Consider the following 18783-nt stretch of genomic DNA (forward strand, 5'->3'; position numbering starts at 1 on the left):
GGTTCGCACTCCTCGTTCATGAGAGTCATTTGACAGCAACGGGGTTGACGGGCGCACCGACCGCGCCGGTGACCGGGATCGGGGCGGCGGTGAGGAAGAAGTCCCATTGCCCGTCCACTGCACAGTCGGCCGACAATTCCTCGAGATCCCACATCTCGCCGAGGAAGAGGCCCATGTTCGGGATGGCCACCTGGTGCAGCGGTTGGAACGCGGCATCGAATTCGTTGGGACGTACCTCGAATCCCCAGGTGTCGGTGGCGATGGCTGCGATCTCCCGTTCGAACAGCCAGTCCGCCGTGGTGAACGACAGGCCCGGCGATGCGCCGCCGGCGTAGTCGCCCCATCCCTCGCGCCTGGCTCTGGCCAACCGCCCGGTCCGGATGACGAGCAGGTCACCGCGCCCGACGGCCGCACTGGCCCCTTGCGCGTGGATGGTCTGCTCGAGATGTGCGGTGATGATGGCGAACCCGTCCGGTAGTTCACCGTCGGTACCGACCGACCGCCCGACGTCCAGCAGCACGCCCCGGCCGGCGATCAGCCCACCCACCGTCTGTATCCCGGTGACCAGATCGCCTTCACTGGTGACCACCTCGCCGGCCCGGCGGCCGTTGTAGGCCATCCCGTGGTCGAAGATGTGCCCGAGGCCGTCCCACTGGGTGGAGGCCTGCAGGGGCATGAACACCACGTCGTCGGCCCCGCCGAAGCCGTGCGGGAATCCCTGGTTGGCACGTTCCGCGTCCACCCCGGTGTCCAGCATGGTGTGCACCGGGTTGGTCCGCCGGCGCCACCCCTTCTGCGGTCCGTTCATGTCGAAGGACTGGGCGAGGGAGAAGGTGACACCCCGTCGGACCAGGGCTGCGCCCTCCACCCTCTTGTCCGGGGTCAGGAAATTCAGCGTGCCGAGGACGTCGTCGGCGCCCCACCGCCCGGCATTGGAACAACGGGCGGCCGCCGCGGCGATCGCCCCGGCCGGGTCACCCCGATCCGGCACCACCACCGGCAACGGCACTGGCGCGCCCGGGGAGTTCACCTCCGGGCCTCCGCGACGCATCGGATCACCTGGGAGCCCAGACCGGTGATGGTCCCCACCATCACATCGCCGTCGCGCAGGAAACGCCCGGTCGGCTGGCCGTTGCCCGCGGGGCTACCGGTCAGCACCAGGTCACCCGGAAGCAGCGTGGTGGTCTGGGAGATCTCCGAGATCAACGCGGCGACGTCGAAGAGCATGTCCTTGGTCGACTCGTCCTGACGGACCTCACCGTTCAGCGTCAGCGTGATCCGCAGGTCCATCGGATCGGCGACCGCAGCGGCCGGAACCAGCCACGGCCCGGTGGGCAGGAAGCCGGGCGCGTTCTTGCCACGGAACCAATCGGTGCCGATCTCCTTCATGTCGCGCCGGAAGACCCGGTCCCGGGTGGTCAGATCGTTGACGATGGTGTACCCGGCGACGTGCTCGAGTGCCTCTCCGCGGCCGACCCGAAACGCCGGGACGCCGATCACCGCAGCCAGTTCGAGTTCCCAGTCGTGGCGATCGCTGTAGGCCGGCAGTGTCACGTCGTCGAAAGGACCGCCGATCGACGACGGCAGACCCAGGAACACGTAGGGAATACCGCTGGCGGCACGTTCGTCCATCATGGCGGCGACCTCTGCCCTGACCTCATCCACGGTCTTGCCCTCGGTGATCTCCATGTGCGCCATGGCCAGATCGATGACGTGGGTCCGGTAGTTGGCCCCCGACTGGAAGACCTGCCGCGGCTGCACCGGAGCCAGCACCACGTGGTCGGCCAGATCTGCTGTCATGGAGAGGTTCTCGAGAATCGGCAGGACGCGGGTCCAGTCCTGCAGCAGGTCGGTCACCGAGACCGGCACCGGCAGGCCGATCTCGTCGGCGACCGTGTCCAGGTCGAGCACACGCTCGTACCTGACCAGGGCGGTGAACTCACGGGTGCCGTCGGACAGGCGGCCGAGCGCAAAGGCGGGTGTAGCGGGATCCACGATGACCCTTTCGTCAGGACTGGTGTCGTCAGCCTCCCCTGGCCCATCGACATCAGGAAGATGAAATTGCTGATGCCGGAAATCACTGCGGTCGATATGCTCGGCCACTGTGAACCTGGGTAACCTCGACCTGAACCTGCTGGTCTCGTTGGACGCCCTCCTGCAGGAGCGGAGCGTCACCCGTGCAGCGGCTCTTCTTGGCCTCGGCCAACCTGCTCTCTCGGCCTCCCTGGCCAAGCTGCGTCGACACTTCAACACCCTTTGCTCTTCCGGGTCGGGAACGAGTACCGCCTGACCCCCCTCGCGGTCCAGCTGAAATCCAGAACCCGGACGGCACTGGACGGTGCGGATCGTGTCTTCAGCGCCCAGCCGGACTTCGATCCGATGCATTCACGTCGGGAGTTCAGCGTCGTGATGAGCGACTACGGCATCGCGATCCTGGGTCAGACCCTGGTCGATCTGATGACCACGGAAGCGCCGGCGGCCAGGATCCGTTTGGTGCACAACACCCCTGACTTCGTCGACCGGGCCGAACAGGCCCTGATGTCCATCGACGCGCTCATCCTGCCGCACGGGTTCGTCTCCGACCTGCCCCATGTCGACCTCTACCGGGACGAGTGGGTCCTGGTGGTCGCCGGCGACAACCCCGAGGTGGGGGCCGTGCTGACCATCGGGCAACTGACCACGATGCCCTGGGTGGTGACCTACCACGGGCCCACGGCCTCGACGCCGGCGGCGCGGCAGATGCGCATGCTGGGGATCGAGCCGCAGGTCCAGGTGGTGACGGAGAGCTTCCTGGCCATCCCGGCACTGGTGGCCGGGAGTGGCAGGATCGCCCTGCTCCAGCGCCGGCTGGTCAGCAAGTTGCCACTGGACAGCGGAATCCGGGCGCTGCCGTGCCCGTTCGAGGTCGGCCCGCTGGTCGAGGCGATGTGGTGGCATTCGGCCTACGATCGCGATCCGGAGCACCTGTACTTCCGCGATCTGGTGCAGCGGGCCGCGAAATCGGCCACCGGGGCGGGCTGACATCAGCTCGCCGAGGACGTACCTCGTTCAACCAGCGATCACCGGGGAGTTTCAGATGGGTCTGCCGAGCCTGGATCTCAACCTGCTGGTGGCGCTGCACGCGCTGCTGGCCGAGCGCAACGTGACGCGGGCCGGCGAGCGCATCGGCCTGAGCCAGCCCGCCACGAGCGCGGCCCTTGCCCGTCTCCGCCGGCACTTCGACGACGAGCTGCTGCAGCGGGTCGGGTCGCGCTACGAGCTGACGCCGCTGGCGTCGTCCCTGCTGGAGCAGTTCCAACTCGCCCTCCGCTACGTCGAGAACACCTTCGCGGCACGACCCGTCTTCAACGCTGCCGTTTCCACCAGGGGCTTCTCGATCCTCGCGTCGGACTACGCGTTGATCGTGCTCGGCGGGACCCTCGGCCGACTGATGCAGGAGCGGGCACCGAACGTCCGGCTGCACATCAACAACCTGGACCGGCACCTGGTCGACGACGCTGCCAACACGCTCCGGATCCACGACGCCATGTTGCTGCCCAAGGGCTATGTCTCCGATCTGGCCGAGGCTCCCCTGTTCGAGGACGACTGGGTCATCCTGGCCTCGACCAGGCCGGGCCGGGAGGCCAGGGTGCTGGACCTCGACGAGCTGTCGACCGCTCGATGGGTCACCACCTACGACTCGCCGACCCAGTTCACCCCCGCCGACAAGACGCTGAGATTTCTGGGCATCGAGCGGAGATCGGACATCATCGTGGAGAACTTCGCCTCGCTGCCATTCCTGGTGCGCGACACCGATCGTCTCGCACTGGTACCGCGTCGCCTCGCCCACACCTTCGGCAGGGTCGAGGGAATCGAGCAACTCGAACCTCCCGTCTCGTTGCCGCAGCTGAGCGAGAGCCTCTGGTGGCATCCCAGCCGAGAGACAGATCCGGGCCACCGATGGCTCCTGGACATCATCATCGACGCCGCCGACCAGATTGGGATGGAAACGCGGAACGTTCCCCGCTAGTGCGACACTGCTTGTGGCACAATGCTTTCTGCGTCGTCCCGCTGGATCTGGTGGTGTATTGACCTTCGTCCGTCGATATGACGAAGGGCCGATCAGTGCGCTCCCGAAATGGATCTCGGCCAGGAGAACAGCCCTGCCATCCGTTGGGCAAATGGTCCCCATGTCCACATTCGATTTCTCAAGCCCGGTGACGGCGTGGTTTCTTGGCACTCACGACGGATGCCAGACAGGCCCGTCGGTACGGCAGCCGAGTCTGCCTCTACACGGCCCCCAACGACGGAGGTACCTGTGTCACGCACAACCCATCTCATTCGCATGCTCGGCGCCGGCCTGGTCTGCGTGGCTCTCGCCACCACCTCGGCCTGCTCGTCGAAGTCCGCGGCCACCAACAATTCCGCACCAGCCTCCGCAACATCATCACCACTGTCCTCCGCGGCCGGGGCAGCCGGGTCAGCAGGCTCATCGGCTGGACCCGGTTCATCGGCTGCGCCCGGCTCTTCGGCAGCGCCCGGCTCGGGCGGCGCCACGTCCGCGGGCTCGGCGGCGCTCGCGCTCGCACATCAGGGGGTCACCGGCCCCCTGCCGTCGGCGTCGGTCGAGCCCAAGTCGGGGGTGAACTACTGGGTCGTCTCCTGTGGACAACGCGTCAGCACCTGCTCGTCCACGACGGCGGGGGCAGTCGAGGCGGCCACCAAGATCGGCTGGCAGACCCACGTCTGCGACGGTCAGCTCAACCCGGCCGGCATCTCCAGTTGCATCCGGCAGGCCGTCGCCGCCAAAGCGGCGGCCCTGCAGGTCATCGGCACCGATTGCGCGCCGATCAAACAGGCCCTCACCGAGGCCAACGCGGCCGGTATCAAGACCATCGGCGGCGGCGGCTTCGACTGCTCGGAGACCGGGGGCGATCGGGTCTTCAGCGGCTTCATCAAGTACCAGGTCAAATTCAGCAATCACCAGTGGTGGGCGCAGATCGGCAAACTCCAGGCCGACTGGCTCATCGGGGCCACCAACGGGCAGGCCAAGGTGCTCTCGGTGAAGTTCACCGACGAGGCCTGGGGCGATGACATCCAGAATGCGTTCATCGCCGAGCTCAAGACCTGCGCAGGCTGTTCGATCGTCAAGACGCAGGAGCTGAGCAACGGCGACCTGGCCGACGGATCGCTGCGGACGAAGTTCTCCACCGCGCTGCTCCAGGCCACCACGGCGAACGCGATCAACGTGCCGATCGACGGCTGGTTCTCCGCGGGCCTCGCCCAGGCCGTCACCAGCTCCGGCCGGGCCGCCACCCTGAAGGTGATCGGCTCGATCGGAGAGGTCCCCAACATGGAATACATCCGGACCGGGGCGGGCGAGAACGCCAGCGCCGCATTCTCCGGCAACAACTCCGGCTGGGCCGGCGTCGATGTCGCGGTTCGCCTGCTCGACGGCCAGACCGCTCCGGCCGACGGATTTCCCGAAGGCGTCAGCATCCGGGTGGTCGACCGGACGGCGAACCTACCCGCCAGTGGCAGCCCGTACCAGCCCCCGGTCGACTACCGGGCGGCCTACCTGAAGCTCTGGGGCGTTTCGTGACGGTTCCACCTCCCGCCCGACCGGTCCTGCAGGTCGGTGATCTGGCCAAGAGCTTCGGCCTTACCCAGGCCCTGGCCGGAGTCGACGTCTCCGTCCTGCCGGCCACCGTGCATGCGTTGCTCGGCGGCAACGGTTCGGGCAAATCCAGCATGGTCAAGATCCTGGCCGGCGTGTACCACGCCGACCGCGGCACCATCACCGTCAACGGATCGACGTTCGATGCGCCGTCCTACCGGGCGGCGGACGGACACCGGCTGGGTCTGCGTTTCGTCCACCAGGACCTGGGTCTGATCGAAGCGGCGACCATCTCGGAGAACATGGCGTTCACCCGGGGCTTTCCCCGCTCCCACTTCGGCCGGATCTCCTGGCGCACACTGCATCGGAGCACCGCCGCGCTGCTCGAGCGATTCGAGATCGATGCGGGACCGAAGACGCCGGTTGCGTCGCTGCGCCCCGCCGACCGGACCATGGTGGCCATTGCCAGAGCGTTGGGCGACGAGGCGACCGACGACGAGACCGCCGGCCGGGCACCGGAATCCAGGTTGCTGGTGCTGGACGAACCGACGGCCAGCCTGCCCCGTCACGAATCGGAGATGCTGCTCGCCGCGATCCGGCGGCGGGCAGCCCACGGCCAGACCATCGTGCTGATCAGCCACCACCTGCAGGAGGTCCTGGACGTCGCCGACACCATCACGGTGCTGCGCGACGGCCGGGTGGCGGGCTCGGTGGCGGCGGCCGATGCCGACGAGGAGGTCATCGTGTCCCTGATCGCCGGGCGGGCCGTGCAGTTGGAAGGTGCCGCTCGGCGCCCGGCACCGAGCTCGGAGACCGCCGCGGCCCTGCAGGTCACCGGGCTGCAGGCGGGTCCTCTGCAGGGCGTCGACATCACCGTTCGCCCAGGCGAGATCGTCGGCGTCACCGGGCTTCTGGGCTCTGGTCGCAGCAGCCTGGTGCGGGCCGTCTTCGGCGCACTACCTCGCCGCGCCGGAACCGTCCAGGTCCATGGTGTGACGGTGCCGGCCACCGGTCCGTCGGCGGCCATGGCCGCGGGCATCGCGCTGGTGCCGGAGGATCGCGGTGCCGATGCGGCGTTCATCGATCACTCCGTGCAGGAGAACCTGTCCGCGACCGTGACCAACACCTACTGGCGGGCCGGCTGGATGAACACCCGGCGTGAGCAGGACGACGCCTGGTCGCTCATCGATCGGTTCGGGATCAAGACCGACGCTGCGGCTGCTCCACTGTCCTCTCTGTCCGGAGGCAATCAGCAGAAGGCGATCCTGGCCCGCTGGCTGCGCCGCGAACCGCGCGTGCTGCTGCTGGACGAGCCGAGCCAGGGCGTCGACATCGTCTCGCGCGCGGACATCTACCGCCTCATCCGGCACGCCGCCGCCCAGGGCTGCGCGGTCCTGGTCGCCTCCTCGGACGCGCAGGAGATCGACCTGCTGTGCGACCGCGCCGTGGTCCTGGCCGGCGGCCGGGTGGCCGCGGAACTGGACCGCAAGCACCTCGACGCCGACACGCTGCTCCGCCTGACCCACACCGTCCGGGACGATTCGCATCTGGGAGTTCTCGCATGACCCTCGCTGACACACCGAAGAACGCCGTCGGCGAAAACCACGCTGCGGTGGCGGTTCCGTCCCGACGGGCGGCCCGGCTCGACCTCGGAGGCTTCTTCGAGCGATGGGCGCTTCTCGGTCTGCTGATCGTCATCGTCGTGTTCTTCAGCCTCTACTCCGCCAGCTCGGCCGTCTTCCCGACGGCCGCCAACATCGGCGTGCTGACCGGTAACCAGGCGGTGGTGGCACTTGTCGCGGTCGCCGCCCTCTTTCCTCTGGTCGGTGGTCACTTCGACTTCTCCGTCGGGGCGACGTCGGCCTTCACCTCGGTGCTGTGCGCCGGCCTGATGTCGCGTCATTCCGTACCGCTGGTCGTCGCCATCGCTATCAGTGTCGGGGTCGGCGCCGTGATCGGTGCGATCAACGGCGCACTGATCGCGATCTACCGGGCCAACGCCTTCATCATCACCCTCGGCGGTGCGACGCTGCTCGGCGGACTGATCAGCTGGTATAGCGACAACCAGAGCATCTCCACCGGGATCTTCCCCGCGCTCACCGATTTCGGCAGCCTCACCTGGTTCGGCCTGCCCCGGCTCGTCTACCTGGTGATAGTGCTGGCCGCCCTCGGCTGGTACGTCCTGGTCCAAACCCCCTACGGCCGTTCGCTCTACGCCATCGGATCGAACCCGCGAGCGGCCAGGCTGGTCGGGATCAAGGTGCAGCGGGAGGTCTTCCTGGCGTTCGTCGTCTCCGGCACGCTTGCCGGTGTGGCCGGGGTACTGACCACCGCGCGGACCGGTGGTTCGACGACCGACACCGGAACCACCGTGCTGTTCGGGGCGCTCGCTGCGGTGTTCCTCGGCCTGACCGCCGTCACGCCGGGGCGTTTCAACATCGTCGGAACGATGATCGGCGTGCTCTTCGTGGCGGCGAGCGTTAGTGGCCTGACCCTGTCCGGGGCCAGCGACTGGGTGCAGCCGGTGTTCAACGGCGGTTCGCTGATGGTCGCGGTCATCCTCTCGACCTACCTCAACCGCCGGCGCCGCGGGGTCGATGCGCTGTAGCGCAATGGTTTCCATGGATCGGACAGGGCGATGAAGCCGGTGGGCACGAAAGGGCGGACAGTGGCGGTCGGACCTGCGCGATGGAGGGACCAGCGGTGGCTGGTCGACGAGGCCATCCGCAACCAGGGAATCGAATTCGACCAACCGCGCGTCGGCTACAGCTTGGGTCCGGTCGCCAGCGACACGACCATCGGTGAGATGGTCGCCCTGCGCACCAGGATCAAGAAGATCGCCGACTTCGTCCCGACCGTCTCGGGCCTGGCCCGCCGGCGGGAGGCGATGGCACGGGCCGCGGAGGACGCCGGGCACGGCGTCACCGCCGGTGAGCACTGGTTCGCCGCGGCGATGTTGTGGGCGATGGCCTGCTGGCCGTTGTGGCAGGTGACCGATCAGTTGATCGAGATCGACGAGCGCAAGAACGCCTGCTACCTGCGGTGGGCCGCGCACGCGTCCCACCACGTCGAACGGGTCGACATCCCTTTTGGCTCGGCCACTCTCCCGGCCTGGCTGCATCTTGCACCGGGTGAACGCTCCGGTCCCCTGCCGACCGTGCTCGCTTGCGGCGGGATGGATGCTCCCCGCGAGATCTGCGTGGCCCGGGAGGGCGACGGCCTGTTGGCGCGCGGTCTGGCGGTGCTGGCCTTCGACGGGCCCGGCCAGGGAGAGTCGCCGATCCACGGCGTACACGTGACGCCCACCGCCTGGATAGACGCCGGGGAGGCCCTTCTCGCCTGGACGAGATCCCGCCCGGAGATCGACGAACATCGGCTGGTCGCCAGCGGAACCAGTTTCGGGTCCCACTGGATCACCCAGATCGCGGCCACCCAGCCCTCCCTGCTGGGCTGCGCCGCCGCCCTGCCGGTCTTCGAACCGGGATGCAGCACGATCTTCTCCGAGGCCGCGCCCACGTTCAAGGCCCGACACATGTTCATGGCCGGGATGTTCGAGGACGAAGCAGCGTTCGATGCCATGGCAGCCGGCTACGACCTGCGTCCCCTGGTGCAGGAGATGCGTGTCCCGTGGATGGTCGTCGCCGGCGAGGCCGACGAACTGTCACCGGTGGAATGGGTGCACGAACTGGTGGCGCGCTGCCCGGCCCCGACCTCGCTGCTGGTCTACGCCGGCGCCCGCCACTCGCTGACCGAGAGCGGATCGACGCTGACCGGTCCGCCCTGGCGCACCGAGATCGCCGACTGGCTCTGCCACCGTGCGAACGGTATCGCTGCCGTCGACCTGCATCGCCACGTCGACTCCGGCGGAGCAACTCGCTTACTTCCGATGCCAGAGACAGGGAAACACCGATGACCACCACCTCGTCACCCACGCCGATCCGACCATCCGCGCCGACCGACCCGGTCGACCAACTCGCCTGGCTGGTCGACCGGGCCCGGATCAGTGACCTGCTCGTCGAATTCGCCAGGACCCTGGACGATCGGGACTGGCAGGGAAACACCGCCCTCTACATGCCGGACGGCATTTTCATGGTGGGCGACGTTCTCCGTCTGCAGGGCCACGCCCAACTGGCGATGACGGGCTCCGAACGTGGGCTGGCGCAGTATCACGGGACCTGGCACGCCAGCTCGAACCATGCGATCCAGATCGACGGCGACACCGCCCGCACCCGTTCGTATCTCATCGGGGTACACCTGCTGGCCGGCGGCACCACCCACCACGCCGACGGCGGCGGCTGGTACGACTGCACCCTGCAGCGGACAGCCGACGGTTGGCGTTTCACCACCGTCCGGCTGCACGAGGTGTGGCACGCCGGCCAGGCACTGCCACATGTGTCGGCGAAACCGGACCTGGCCGCGACACCCTGAGATTGCCACCGGTTCGACGCAGCCGGGGTCGACGTCGACGGACGGCGAAGTGCCGCCGGTCAGCACGACCGGCGGCTCTTCGCCGTTCCGTCGGGTGGGCTCAGCAGGTGACGGTCAGGTAGAACGCGGAGTCGTTCGAGACTCCGTTGCTGTCTGTTGCCACGACATAGACGCCTGGATTGGCGCTGAAGCGGGGCTCGACCTCCATCGTGCGGCCGGGGTCGTAGGCCGTGGCCGCGTAGGCGCAATTCGAGACGTCGCGGTCGAAGTCGACCAGATAGACCCCGGTTCCGATGTAGGTCGTCGACACCACGCGCGAGCCGCGCAATACGGTTCCGCCCACGTCCACCAGGGCCGACATCGGAGAAATGTAGAAGCCGGTCACGTCGATGACGACATCAGTACTACCACCGACTGATCGGACCGTGAAATCGCGGCCGGCGGAGGCCACCTGGATTTCACCCGATTTCCCGACGATCCCGCCGCGCGAATAGTTGGTGAACGACGCCAACGGTTCGGGCGTGCCGTACGACCAGATCCGCAGATATCCAGGGGCCGAGGGGTTGACGGTCAGAACGCTTGCGCTGATCGCGGTGGCCGCGGAGGGAATGCCACAGGAGGCGCCACCCTGGTTGCTGAAACTACCCGTGCCGACCGCGCTGAAGTTCCGAAGCTGCAACGAGGCAATCCGTCCACCCGCCAAGCGCGTGTCGACGATGCGGCACGGTGCGATGGGCGTGAACTTCGACTCCACGCCATTCATCTCCAACGTCCGGATGTGGGGAACGGGATGAGGATTGGGGGGTTGTGCGGTGGGGCCCGGTCGCGCCGGACCGGTGGTGGACCCGTAGGCCACGACCGCTCCGCCCCCGACCGCCACGACCGTGGCCACCAGTACGCCCACCACTGCCCAACGATTCATCTCAGGACTCCGTCTCACGGCTCAGCATCGACGCAGGGTGCGTCACGAACAGGAGTCCTGCTGCACCCCTCTGATCCCGAACGACTCCGCCACCTGCTCGAAGTCCTGGACCACGTACAGGACCGTCGGCCCGGGTGCGCCGTGGCGACGGCCTGTCCGCAGCGACTAACCCTGGGGGGTGAACGCCTGGAAGGTGACGGTGCCCACCGACTTCAGGATCAGGCCACCGTTGCTCGTCTGGAAGCCGCGGTTGGTGTTGGAGTACGACGGGCCGGTGACCGGGCCGAACGGCCGGTCCAGGTTGTAGCTCAGCAGCGCCTTGTTCCCCATCGCGAAATTGGATCCTCCGGCGCCGTTGAAGCTGAAGACGCCGGTTCCGTACAACGCCTGGTTCTGGTTGACGTAGGCCGTCCCGTAGGTGACCGTGGCGGCCCCGAGCCCGGCGACCGAGACGGTCACGGTTCCGGTCCGGTTCTGCGGGAAGCCCGTGCCCTGATTGATGACGTCGGCGGTGTTGCTGCTCATCTTCATCGTCACCTGGGCATTGGTGAAAGCGGTTCCACCGAAGGTGCCGGTGGCCGAGGCACTCTCCTGGTAGACGATCGGGGTGCCGGTGGCAGCAGCAGCGGGCAGGGCCGCCGGGAACAACGCGACCGCAACAGCGACCGCCGAGGCGACCGCCGTGCCTCGTAGTGCGGCGCGCCGAGTGAAGATGTGCACGAGAACCTCCTGGGGTTGGGACAGCACGGGCCGGGTCGCCGCGATGGCGATCGGGAGCCGCGAACCGTCGTCGGGACTGCGGCTCAGTCTGCACCCATCGTGCTCAGATTCCGCTGAGAAGCCGGGTGGCTGCCGCCGAGAAGCCGGGCGGCGCAGGTCCTCCGACCCGACCGATTCAGGAGGAGACGCCAAAGGAGGAGTCGGCTTCCGCGACTCTCCGGTCCGGCTGGACCACCGACCGGGACAGATGACGGCGACGATCCGGATCGAGCCCCGCATCCTTGGCCGGACGGGCGGGCGACGACTGGGCGGCGACGAGATCGGCGTCGGGATCGAGGGGTTCTTTCCTGATGGTGGCACCGGTGGCGGCTCTCCTTGCTGGCGGAAACGGGGACCTACCCACCGGGGCTGCCGTCGTCCCTGCACTGGAAAAAAACTTCGCCTCGGCCTGGCAGGAATCACCGTTCGCGCGCTGGATGATCAACAGCGCAATGGTCGTGGTGACGGGCGTGATCACGAACCTCATCCTGTGCAATATCGCCGGATACGCGTTCGCGCGCAACCGTTTTGCGGGCAGCCGGATCCTGTTCGTCATCATCCTGGGCACCCTGATGGTCGCCGAACCTGGTGACGCCCTTCGGGATACCTGCTGCGGCAGTCCTCCACCACCCTCCCGTCGAGTTGGAGGAAGCCGCCATCATCGATGTTGCCGGTCACTTCCGGGTGCTCACCAGGATTCTGCTGCCGCTCATGGGGCCGCCGCTGTGCACGGTCGCGATCCTGACGTTCCTGTCCGTCTGGAACGACTTCCTCCGGCCGCCGGTGGTCACCTCCTCACCGCAGACCTTGACGGTCCAACTGGGCCCGGCCAGCTTCCAGAGCGCCCACTTCACCGACTGGCCGGTCCTGATGGCCGGCACCCTGATGAGTCAATTGCCGGTGCTACTGCTGTTCCTGGCCGGCCAACGCCATTTCGTCTCCTCGATCGCCACCACCGGGATCAAATGGCGGAGGGGCGGAGCCGGTGGCGGAACACCTTCGTCAGGAGCGGATGGGCACGACGGCCGGATCTGCCGTGCCGGCTGTGCCGGCCGAGCCGGCCGAGCAGCGGATCCCGGGCAGCGACACACTGGCGGTGGTCCCGCCGCCCGGACCGCCGCGCAGGGTGAGGTGCCCACCCATGGCTTCGGTGAGCGCCCGCGACAGGGCCAGGCCGAGGCCGGCTCCCGGCTCCCCGCCGATCTCCGCGCCCAGCCGGTCGAATGGTTGGAAGAGCCGCTCCTGGAGTTCGTTCGAGATCCCGGGCCCCGAGTCGGTCACCTCGACCGTCGTGCCGTCGGTGGTCGTCACGGTGACGCGGACCCAGCCTCCGGAGTGGTTGTACACCAGGCCGTTGTTCACCAGATTGATCAGGACCTGGCGCAGCCGACGACGGTCGGCGCAGACCCGGTCGGCCGCGTCCCCGGCCGCGTCCGGGGCCCCGACCCGATCGGTGGGTTCGGTGCGCAGCATGACGGACCGCTTGGCTGCCAACGGCCGCAGCAACTCGACCACCTCGTCGACCAGCACCGCCACGTCCACCACCTCGTTCTGGAGGGTGAGCGCGCCGGCTTCGATCTTGGCGATGTCCAGCACATCGTCGACCAGAGCGAGGATATGGCCGGCGGCACCCTCGATGTGGTGCAGGGCGAGCCGTCTGCGCTCCGCGGACAGGTCGAGGTTCTGCAACAACTCGGTGAATCCGGTGACGGCTTGCAGAGGTGTGCGGATCTCGTGGCTCAGGGCCGCCAGAAAATCCGACTTCGCCCGGCTGGCCGCCTCCGCGGTGCGTCGAGCCGCCTCGGCCTCGCGGCGAGCCAGCCGCTCGGCCTGCGCAGCCCGCCGCTGGGTGACGTCCAGCAGGTTGACGCACAGCCCGGCCGGCCGGCCGTCGGCGCCGCGCACCGCCGAGACGGTGGCCGCCACGACGACGAGATGTCCGTCGGACGCTTCGAGCCTGGCCTCGAACTCGATGCTGTCCACCCCGTCGTGACCGCTGCCCTGCGCACCGGGTCGAGCCGGAATGCACAGGGCGGCCGCTGCAGCAGTCCGGTCGTCCGGGTGGACCAGCTCGGTCAGGCGCCGATCCAGCAGCTCGGACTCGTTGCACACCAGCATCACTTGCAGTGCTTTGTTGACCTTCGTCAAGGTCCCGTGCAGGTCCGTCAGGGCCATCCCGACCGCATTGTCCTCGAAAGCCCGCCGAAACCGCTCCTCGCTGTCGGCGAGCGCACCGAACAGCCCGGCATGCTCGATGGCCACACCGGACAGATGGACGAAGCGTCCCACCAGGCGAAGTTCCCGATCCGTCGGGACATGCGGCTCGAGGTGATACACGGCGAAAGTACCCAGGACCGCCCCGCTGCGACCGAAGATCGGTTGGGACCAGCAGGATCGGAGGCCGTGCGCAGCGGCCAGCTCACGAAAGGCGACCCAGCGCGAGTCGAACCTGATGTCCTCCGCGATGATCGGCGTCCGCAAATGTGCTGCGGTACCACAGGATCCGACGTCCGGTCCGATGGTGACACCGTCGATCTCGGACATGTAGCGGGACGGCAGACGCGGTGCTGCACCGTGATGGAGACGTCTGGTCGACGGATCCAGCAGCAGGACCGAACACCGGCTGCCGGGGATCAGGTCCTCGAGGGCGATCGCGACCGCGGTCAGCACGTCCGTCAGGGTCGCACCCGAGGCCAGCAGATCGAGCACCTCGGTATGTCGCTCGATCAGCATCAGCGAGTCGGCATGGTCGATGCCGGCGCTCACCCCGACCGTCGCCGTCACGTACCAGGTTCCCAGCGGTATCCGACCCCTCTGATGGTCAGCAGCCGGCGAGGGTGGGCCGGTGAGGGTTCCACCTTGTGCCGCAGGCGATGTACGTGCTCGGTGACCGTCGCCTCGCACTGCCAACCGGGATCGGAACGCCAGACGTGTTCCAGTAGTTGCGCTCTGGTGAAGACATGCCGTGGATGCCCGGCCAGGAAGGCGATCAGGTCGAACTCCTTCGCCGTCAACTCGATCACCGTTCCGTCGACGGTGACCTCACGACTCGCGGCGTCGATCCGGAGTTCCGGCGAAGCGGTGCCGCCGGGCCGATCGGCGGACTCGTCCGGCCGGGCCGGCGCACACCTGCGCAGCACGGACCGCACCCGGGCGGCCAGCTCCTCCGGCGAGAAGGGCTTGACCAGGTAGTCGTCGGCACCCAGGTCGAGTCCGACGATCCGATCCATCTCACCGTTGCGCCCGCTGAGCACGATGACGGGCAGGCGGCTGCGCTGTCGAACCCGGCGCAGCACGTCCAGACCGCCCAGACCTGGAAGGGAGAGGTCGAGCACCATCAGGTCGGGCGGGAGCGTCGCGATCGACTGCAGCGCTGCCGGGCCGTCACCGGCCTGGTCGACCGAGAAACCCTCGGCCTCCAACTGCCAGCTGACCACCTCACGCACGCGCTCGTCGTCGTCCACCACCAGAATGTTTCTCCGGATGGCAACGGGCGGTGCCTGACTGGTCACTGGCGCATCCTCATCGACGGCACTGACAACTCGGTTGCAGGCGACGCTACCCCGGGTCAGCCCGCGGTAATACCGCCATCGATGACCAATTCGGAGCCGGTCACCCAGGTCGACTCGTCCGATGCCAGGTAGAGCACACCCCAGGCGATGTCCATCGGGACACCCGGCCGACCGAGCGGGTGCATGGCGCCCAGCGCGTCGAAGAATCCATCGCGGTCGCCGGTGTTGTCGCCGAGGAACTGCACCATCGGCGTCCAGGTGTAGCTCGGGTGCACCGAGTTGACGCGGATCTTGTACCCCGACTTGGCGACGTGCAGAGCCGCGGACTTGCTGAACATCCGCACCGCGCCCTTGGACGCGTTGTAGGCCGCCAGGTTCTCGATGCCCACCAACCCGGCGATCGAGGAGATGTTGACGATCGAACCTCCGATCGGGGTCTGGTTCTTCATCACCGCGATGGCGGCCCTGGTCCCGAGGAACACCGCCTCGCTGTTGATCGAGTTGACCCGGCGCCAGTCCTCGAGCGTGGTGTCCTCGACCGTGGCATCGACGACGATGCCGGCGTTGTTCACCACCACGTCGATGCGGCCGTACTTCTCCACGATCTCGCCGGTGATCTCGTTCCAGCGGGCTTCGTCGGTGACGTCCTGGTGCAGATACTCGGCCTTCCCGCCGGCCTCGTTGATCTCCTTGGCCACCGACATGCCCTCTTCGTCGAGGACGTCCGTCAGGATGACCGTCGCTCCCTCCGTTGCCAGCGTGCGACTGGTGGCCTCGCCGAGACCCCTGGCACCGCCGGTGATCAGTGCGATCTTTCCTTCGACTCTTCCCACGACATCCTCCACGTCTCGGTTGGCTCTTCCCGGGGAGGATAACGACGGCGGGTGTGACAGGGCCCATAGTTGACGAACTGTTGAGATGCCGTTGGGCAAAACACCAGATGCGCAGCGGCCCCAGGCCTGTGGCCCCGCTCCCGTCGACGTGTGCGCGGTGCTGGATCGAGTCCGGTCCTAGCTCCTGGGGACCGGCCGCAGCCCGAGATCGCGCTGGGCCCGCTCCAGGGCCCTGGCTCGACGGTTGGAAGTGCGCTGCGCGGCCAGTCGGACCCTGGCCTCGGCGGCGAACGAACCGAGGGCCGCGACGAGACCCGCACCAGGCGTGGGCAGGCACCGTCTGGCGTGGATCAACTTCGCAGGGATGGACGAAAGTGATGACTTCTGTCCCACCCGTCCCAAAAGGGCGAAGTTGATCCATGCGGCGTTGGTCCGTGCGGTACTCATCGGGAAGCCGGATTCCCTCGTGGCCTTCGCGATCTCACCGGTGAGGTGGTCCCAGTGCAGATAGATCACGATGTGAGGTTTCTCCCCGCCGTGGCTCAGCCCGGTCCCAGCGGCCAGGAACCCTGCCAACGCGGCGACCAAGGCCGTGGGCGCGGCGGTTCGACAGCGACCGGGGATCGGCAGTGCCGTCGGCTGCGGGTTTCGGGGCGGACAGCGCGTCGATCGCCTTCCGCAGGACGTCGACGCCGGTGATCATCCACCCGTCCGGTCAGACCGGTCAGGCCGGTCAGCCCCCGGTCAGGCCGGTCAGTCCGGTCCGGGCGTTGCGGGACCCCCACGAGAACTCCATCCGCGTCCTGGTCTGGGTTTCGTCCAGGGTCCCGTCGGGGTCGGCGGCGTCCAGGACCGCGGCGGCGACCTGGTCCAACTGCCGCGGGTCCAGTGCGCCGGCCTGCTCGACCAGGAACTTCTCCCACCACTCCCGTTCCAGGATCGGCATGGCGGTGGGGAGTGTGCCCATCGTCGCCGCGATTCTCCGGACATGCTCGGCACCGACTGCTCCGGCGTCCAGGGCTCCGGCCAGCACCGGCAGATCTTCGGCGCCGATCCTCCAAGAACGCGCCGTCCCGCAAATCGGTGACGGCGTTCATCGCCGACCGGACCAATTGTTTGGCCTGGTCGGAATCGACGAATCCGGCTGTCCCCGTATCCACCACTTTATCGGCGGGCACCGACAGCCGACGCCGAAAGAAGCATCATTTCGCACCACCCCCCGGTCACAGAATGGTCACGATATTTTGGGCTCTTGTGACGTTCTCGTGGGTGGTTTGACCCCTGGTTGTGGGCGACACACCGGGCTGCGTATAGGTTCTGGCTTATCTAGGGTCAGTCACTATCCAGGAGCACGGTGTGCGCGGTGTAACGATATGGCGAAAGCTGCTCGGTGTCGAGCAACTGCAGGTGTGCGATGTGGCGTGGGAGGAGGCCGACGACCGGCAGGTGCTGGTCGTTTCGGTGCGTGCGACGAAGGGCGCCCGGAGTAGGTGCAGTCGATGCCGGCGTAGACGGCCGGGCTATGACCAGGGCGGCGGAACCCGGCGGTGGCGGTCGCTGGACTGGGGGTCGACGATGGTATTCCTGCAGGCTGCGGCTCCGCGGGTGAACTGCCGGACGCACGGGGTGGTCGTCGCGGCGGTGCCGTGGGCCCGACCCGGCGCGCGGGCAACCCGAGCGTTTGAAGACCAGTGCGCGTGGTTGGCGGCGCACACCGCTTCGTCGGTGGTGGCGCAGTTGATGCGGACGTCGTGGCGGCACGTGAGCGCAATCATCGAGCACGTCGTCGCCGACGGTTTGGCCGGCCGGGACGTGCTCGCGGGGCTGCGGCGGATCGGCATCGATGAAATCTCCCACCGCAAAGGCCAGCGGTATCTGACGTGCGTGGTCGATCAAGACTCCGGCAGATTGGTGTGGGCCGCACCGGGCCGCAACAGCGACACCCTGGGTCGGTTCTTCGACCAACTCGGCCCAGAACGGGCGGCGGCGTTGACGCACGTCTCGGCCGACGGGGCGCAGTGGATCCACGACACCGTGACGGCCCGCGCGCCGCAGGCGGTGCTGGGATTGGATCCGTTTCATATCGTGGGGTGGGCCACCCGGGAGTTGGACAAGGTCCGTCGTCAGACGTGGAACACGCTGCGGGGTAACAGTAGCTCTGCGCAGGCGTCGTCGGTGAAGGGCAGCCGCTGGGCATTGCTGAAAAACCCGGCGGACCTGTCCCCGGAGCAACGCGGGTCCCTCGCTTCGATCGCCCAGACCAACCGGCATCTGTATCGGGCGTATCTGCTGAAGGAGCAACTGCGCGCGGTGTTCCAGGTCAAGGGCCAGGCCGGCCGTGAACTGTTGGCCGGCTGGATCGCCTGGGCCCGCCGCTCCCAACTCCCCGGCTTCATCGCCCTGGCCGCAACGTTGAAGCGGTTCCAGCAGCTGATTTGGAACACCCTGATCCACCAGATGAGCAACGCCCAATCCGAGGCCACCAACACTCACCTACGGGCCTTGACCCGCAGGTCGTACGGCTTTCACAGCCCAGAAGCGTTGATAGCCATGGCAATGCTCACCCGCGGCGGGTTATGCCCGCCGCTTCCCGGACGCTAAACCACCCACGAAAACGTCAGGAGACCCATATTTTGGTGGTCACCCCGTAGGACCCAATTGATGGACTACTGCATTTCTGCATCTGTTGCTCTTCGAACCTACTCACCTCGTCCCGTGCCCCGCCCGCCCAGC

Annotated in this window: 17 protein-coding genes and 2 pseudogenes; 9 read left to right on the forward strand and 10 right to left on the reverse strand. The window is 67.6% G+C overall.

What is annotated here, in order from left to right; all coding sequences use genetic code 11:
• Positions 1-25 precede the first annotated feature (25 nt).
• A complete protein-coding gene (locus H7F38_RS21935; protein WP_187091757.1) occupies positions 26-1051 on the reverse strand; it encodes a cyclase family protein in 1026 nt (341 codons plus the stop codon).
• Entirely contained in the window at positions 1027-1995 is a 969-nt protein-coding gene (locus H7F38_RS21940; RefSeq protein ID WP_222618257.1) for a fumarylacetoacetate hydrolase family protein, read from the reverse strand. Before H7F38_RS21940 ends, H7F38_RS21935 begins: the two co-directional genes overlap by 25 nt.
• A gap of 109 nt (positions 1996-2104) precedes the next feature.
• Between H7F38_RS21940 and H7F38_RS21945 the strand changes: the two are divergent.
• The 7 genes and pseudogenes from H7F38_RS21945 (at position 2105) to H7F38_RS21975 (ending at position 10024) form a co-directional block, all read left to right on the forward strand.
• Positions 2105-3021, forward strand: a pseudogene (locus H7F38_RS21945) (LysR family transcriptional regulator).
• A 55-nt stretch (positions 3022-3076) separates the two neighbouring features.
• The gene (locus H7F38_RS21950; RefSeq protein ID WP_187091758.1) at positions 3077-4009 is read left to right on the forward strand and encodes a LysR family transcriptional regulator; all 933 of its coding nucleotides are present in this window, start codon (positions 3077-3079) and stop codon (positions 4007-4009) included.
• A gap of 288 nt (positions 4010-4297) precedes the next feature.
• A complete protein-coding gene (locus H7F38_RS21955) occupies positions 4298-5581 on the forward strand; it encodes a substrate-binding domain-containing protein (protein WP_187091759.1) in 1284 nt (427 codons plus the stop codon).
• Positions 5578-7161 carry a sugar ABC transporter ATP-binding protein gene (locus tag H7F38_RS21960; protein WP_222618260.1) on the forward strand — a complete coding sequence of 528 codons (1584 nt, stop codon included), beginning with the start codon at positions 5578-5580 and terminating at the stop codon, positions 7159-7161. Before H7F38_RS21955 ends, H7F38_RS21960 begins: the two co-directional genes overlap by 4 nt.
• The gene (locus tag H7F38_RS21965) at positions 7158-8204 is read left to right on the forward strand and encodes an ABC transporter permease (RefSeq protein WP_187091760.1); all 1047 of its coding nucleotides are present in this window, start codon (positions 7158-7160) and stop codon (positions 8202-8204) included. Before H7F38_RS21960 ends, H7F38_RS21965 begins: the two co-directional genes overlap by 4 nt.
• A gap of 60 nt (positions 8205-8264) precedes the next feature.
• The gene (locus H7F38_RS21970) at positions 8265-9509 is read left to right on the forward strand and encodes a S9 family peptidase (RefSeq protein ID WP_187091761.1); all 1245 of its coding nucleotides are present in this window, start codon (positions 8265-8267) and stop codon (positions 9507-9509) included.
• Complete coding sequence (locus H7F38_RS21975) at positions 9506-10024, forward strand: nuclear transport factor 2 family protein (RefSeq protein WP_187091762.1); 519 nt, start codon at positions 9506-9508, stop codon at positions 10022-10024. The genes H7F38_RS21970 and H7F38_RS21975 overlap by 4 nt, the downstream gene beginning before the upstream one ends.
• 100 nt (positions 10025-10124) lie before the next feature.
• Here H7F38_RS21975 and H7F38_RS21980 read toward each other — a convergent pair whose 3' ends face one another.
• From H7F38_RS21980 to H7F38_RS25725, 3 genes are all read right to left on the reverse strand, one after another.
• Positions 10125-10946 (reverse strand): hypothetical protein, encoded by an 822-nt coding sequence (locus H7F38_RS21980; RefSeq protein ID WP_187091763.1) that lies wholly within the window; start codon positions 10944-10946, stop codon positions 10125-10127.
• Between the two features lie 165 nt (positions 10947-11111).
• The gene (locus H7F38_RS21985; RefSeq protein ID WP_187091764.1) at positions 11112-11666 is read right to left on the reverse strand and encodes a hypothetical protein; all 555 of its coding nucleotides are present in this window, start codon (positions 11664-11666) and stop codon (positions 11112-11114) included.
• 175 nt (positions 11667-11841) lie between these two features.
• A complete protein-coding gene (locus H7F38_RS25725; protein ID WP_222618261.1) occupies positions 11842-12192 on the reverse strand; it encodes a hypothetical protein in 351 nt (116 codons plus the stop codon).
• A 101-nt stretch (positions 12193-12293) separates the two neighbouring features.
• On the opposite strand from H7F38_RS25725, the pseudogene H7F38_RS26785 reads away from it, so the two are divergent.
• Positions 12294-12566 (forward strand): annotated as a pseudogene (locus tag H7F38_RS26785) (ABC transporter permease subunit); the annotation flags it as partial.
• Between the two features lie 141 nt (positions 12567-12707).
• Here H7F38_RS26785 and H7F38_RS21995 read toward each other — a convergent pair.
• The 5 genes from H7F38_RS21995 to H7F38_RS22015 form a co-directional block, all read right to left on the reverse strand.
• Positions 12708-14489 (reverse strand): GAF domain-containing sensor histidine kinase, encoded by a 1782-nt coding sequence (locus H7F38_RS21995; protein WP_222618262.1) that lies wholly within the window; start codon positions 14487-14489, stop codon positions 12708-12710.
• Entirely contained in the window at positions 14486-15217 is a 732-nt protein-coding gene (locus tag H7F38_RS22000; protein ID WP_187091765.1) for a response regulator transcription factor, read from the reverse strand. The genes H7F38_RS21995 and H7F38_RS22000 overlap by 4 nt, the downstream gene beginning before the upstream one ends.
• 56 nt (positions 15218-15273) lie before the next feature.
• Positions 15274-16050: a glucose 1-dehydrogenase gene (locus tag H7F38_RS22005; RefSeq protein WP_187091766.1), complete on the reverse strand. Its 777-nt coding sequence runs from the start codon at positions 16048-16050 to the stop codon at positions 15274-15276.
• Positions 16051-16227: 177 nt separating this feature from the next.
• Positions 16228-16626 (reverse strand): hypothetical protein, encoded by a 399-nt coding sequence (locus tag H7F38_RS22010; RefSeq protein WP_187091767.1) that lies wholly within the window; start codon positions 16624-16626, stop codon positions 16228-16230.
• Positions 16627-16783: 157 nt separating this feature from the next.
• Entirely contained in the window at positions 16784-17083 is a 300-nt protein-coding gene (locus H7F38_RS22015; protein ID WP_187091768.1) for a DUF222 domain-containing protein, read from the reverse strand.
• 323 nt (positions 17084-17406) lie between these two features.
• Between H7F38_RS22015 and H7F38_RS22020 the strand changes: the two genes are divergently transcribed.
• On the forward strand, positions 17407-18651 hold the full coding sequence (locus tag H7F38_RS22020) for an ISL3 family transposase (protein ID WP_187091115.1): 1245 nt from the start codon (positions 17407-17409) through the stop codon (positions 18649-18651).
• The last annotated feature ends 132 nt before the right edge of the window (positions 18652-18783 follow it).

This window comes from Nakamurella sp. PAMC28650 (assembly GCF_014303395.1).
In the GTDB taxonomy this organism is placed as follows: Bacteria; Actinomycetota; Actinomycetes; order Mycobacteriales; family Nakamurellaceae; genus Nakamurella.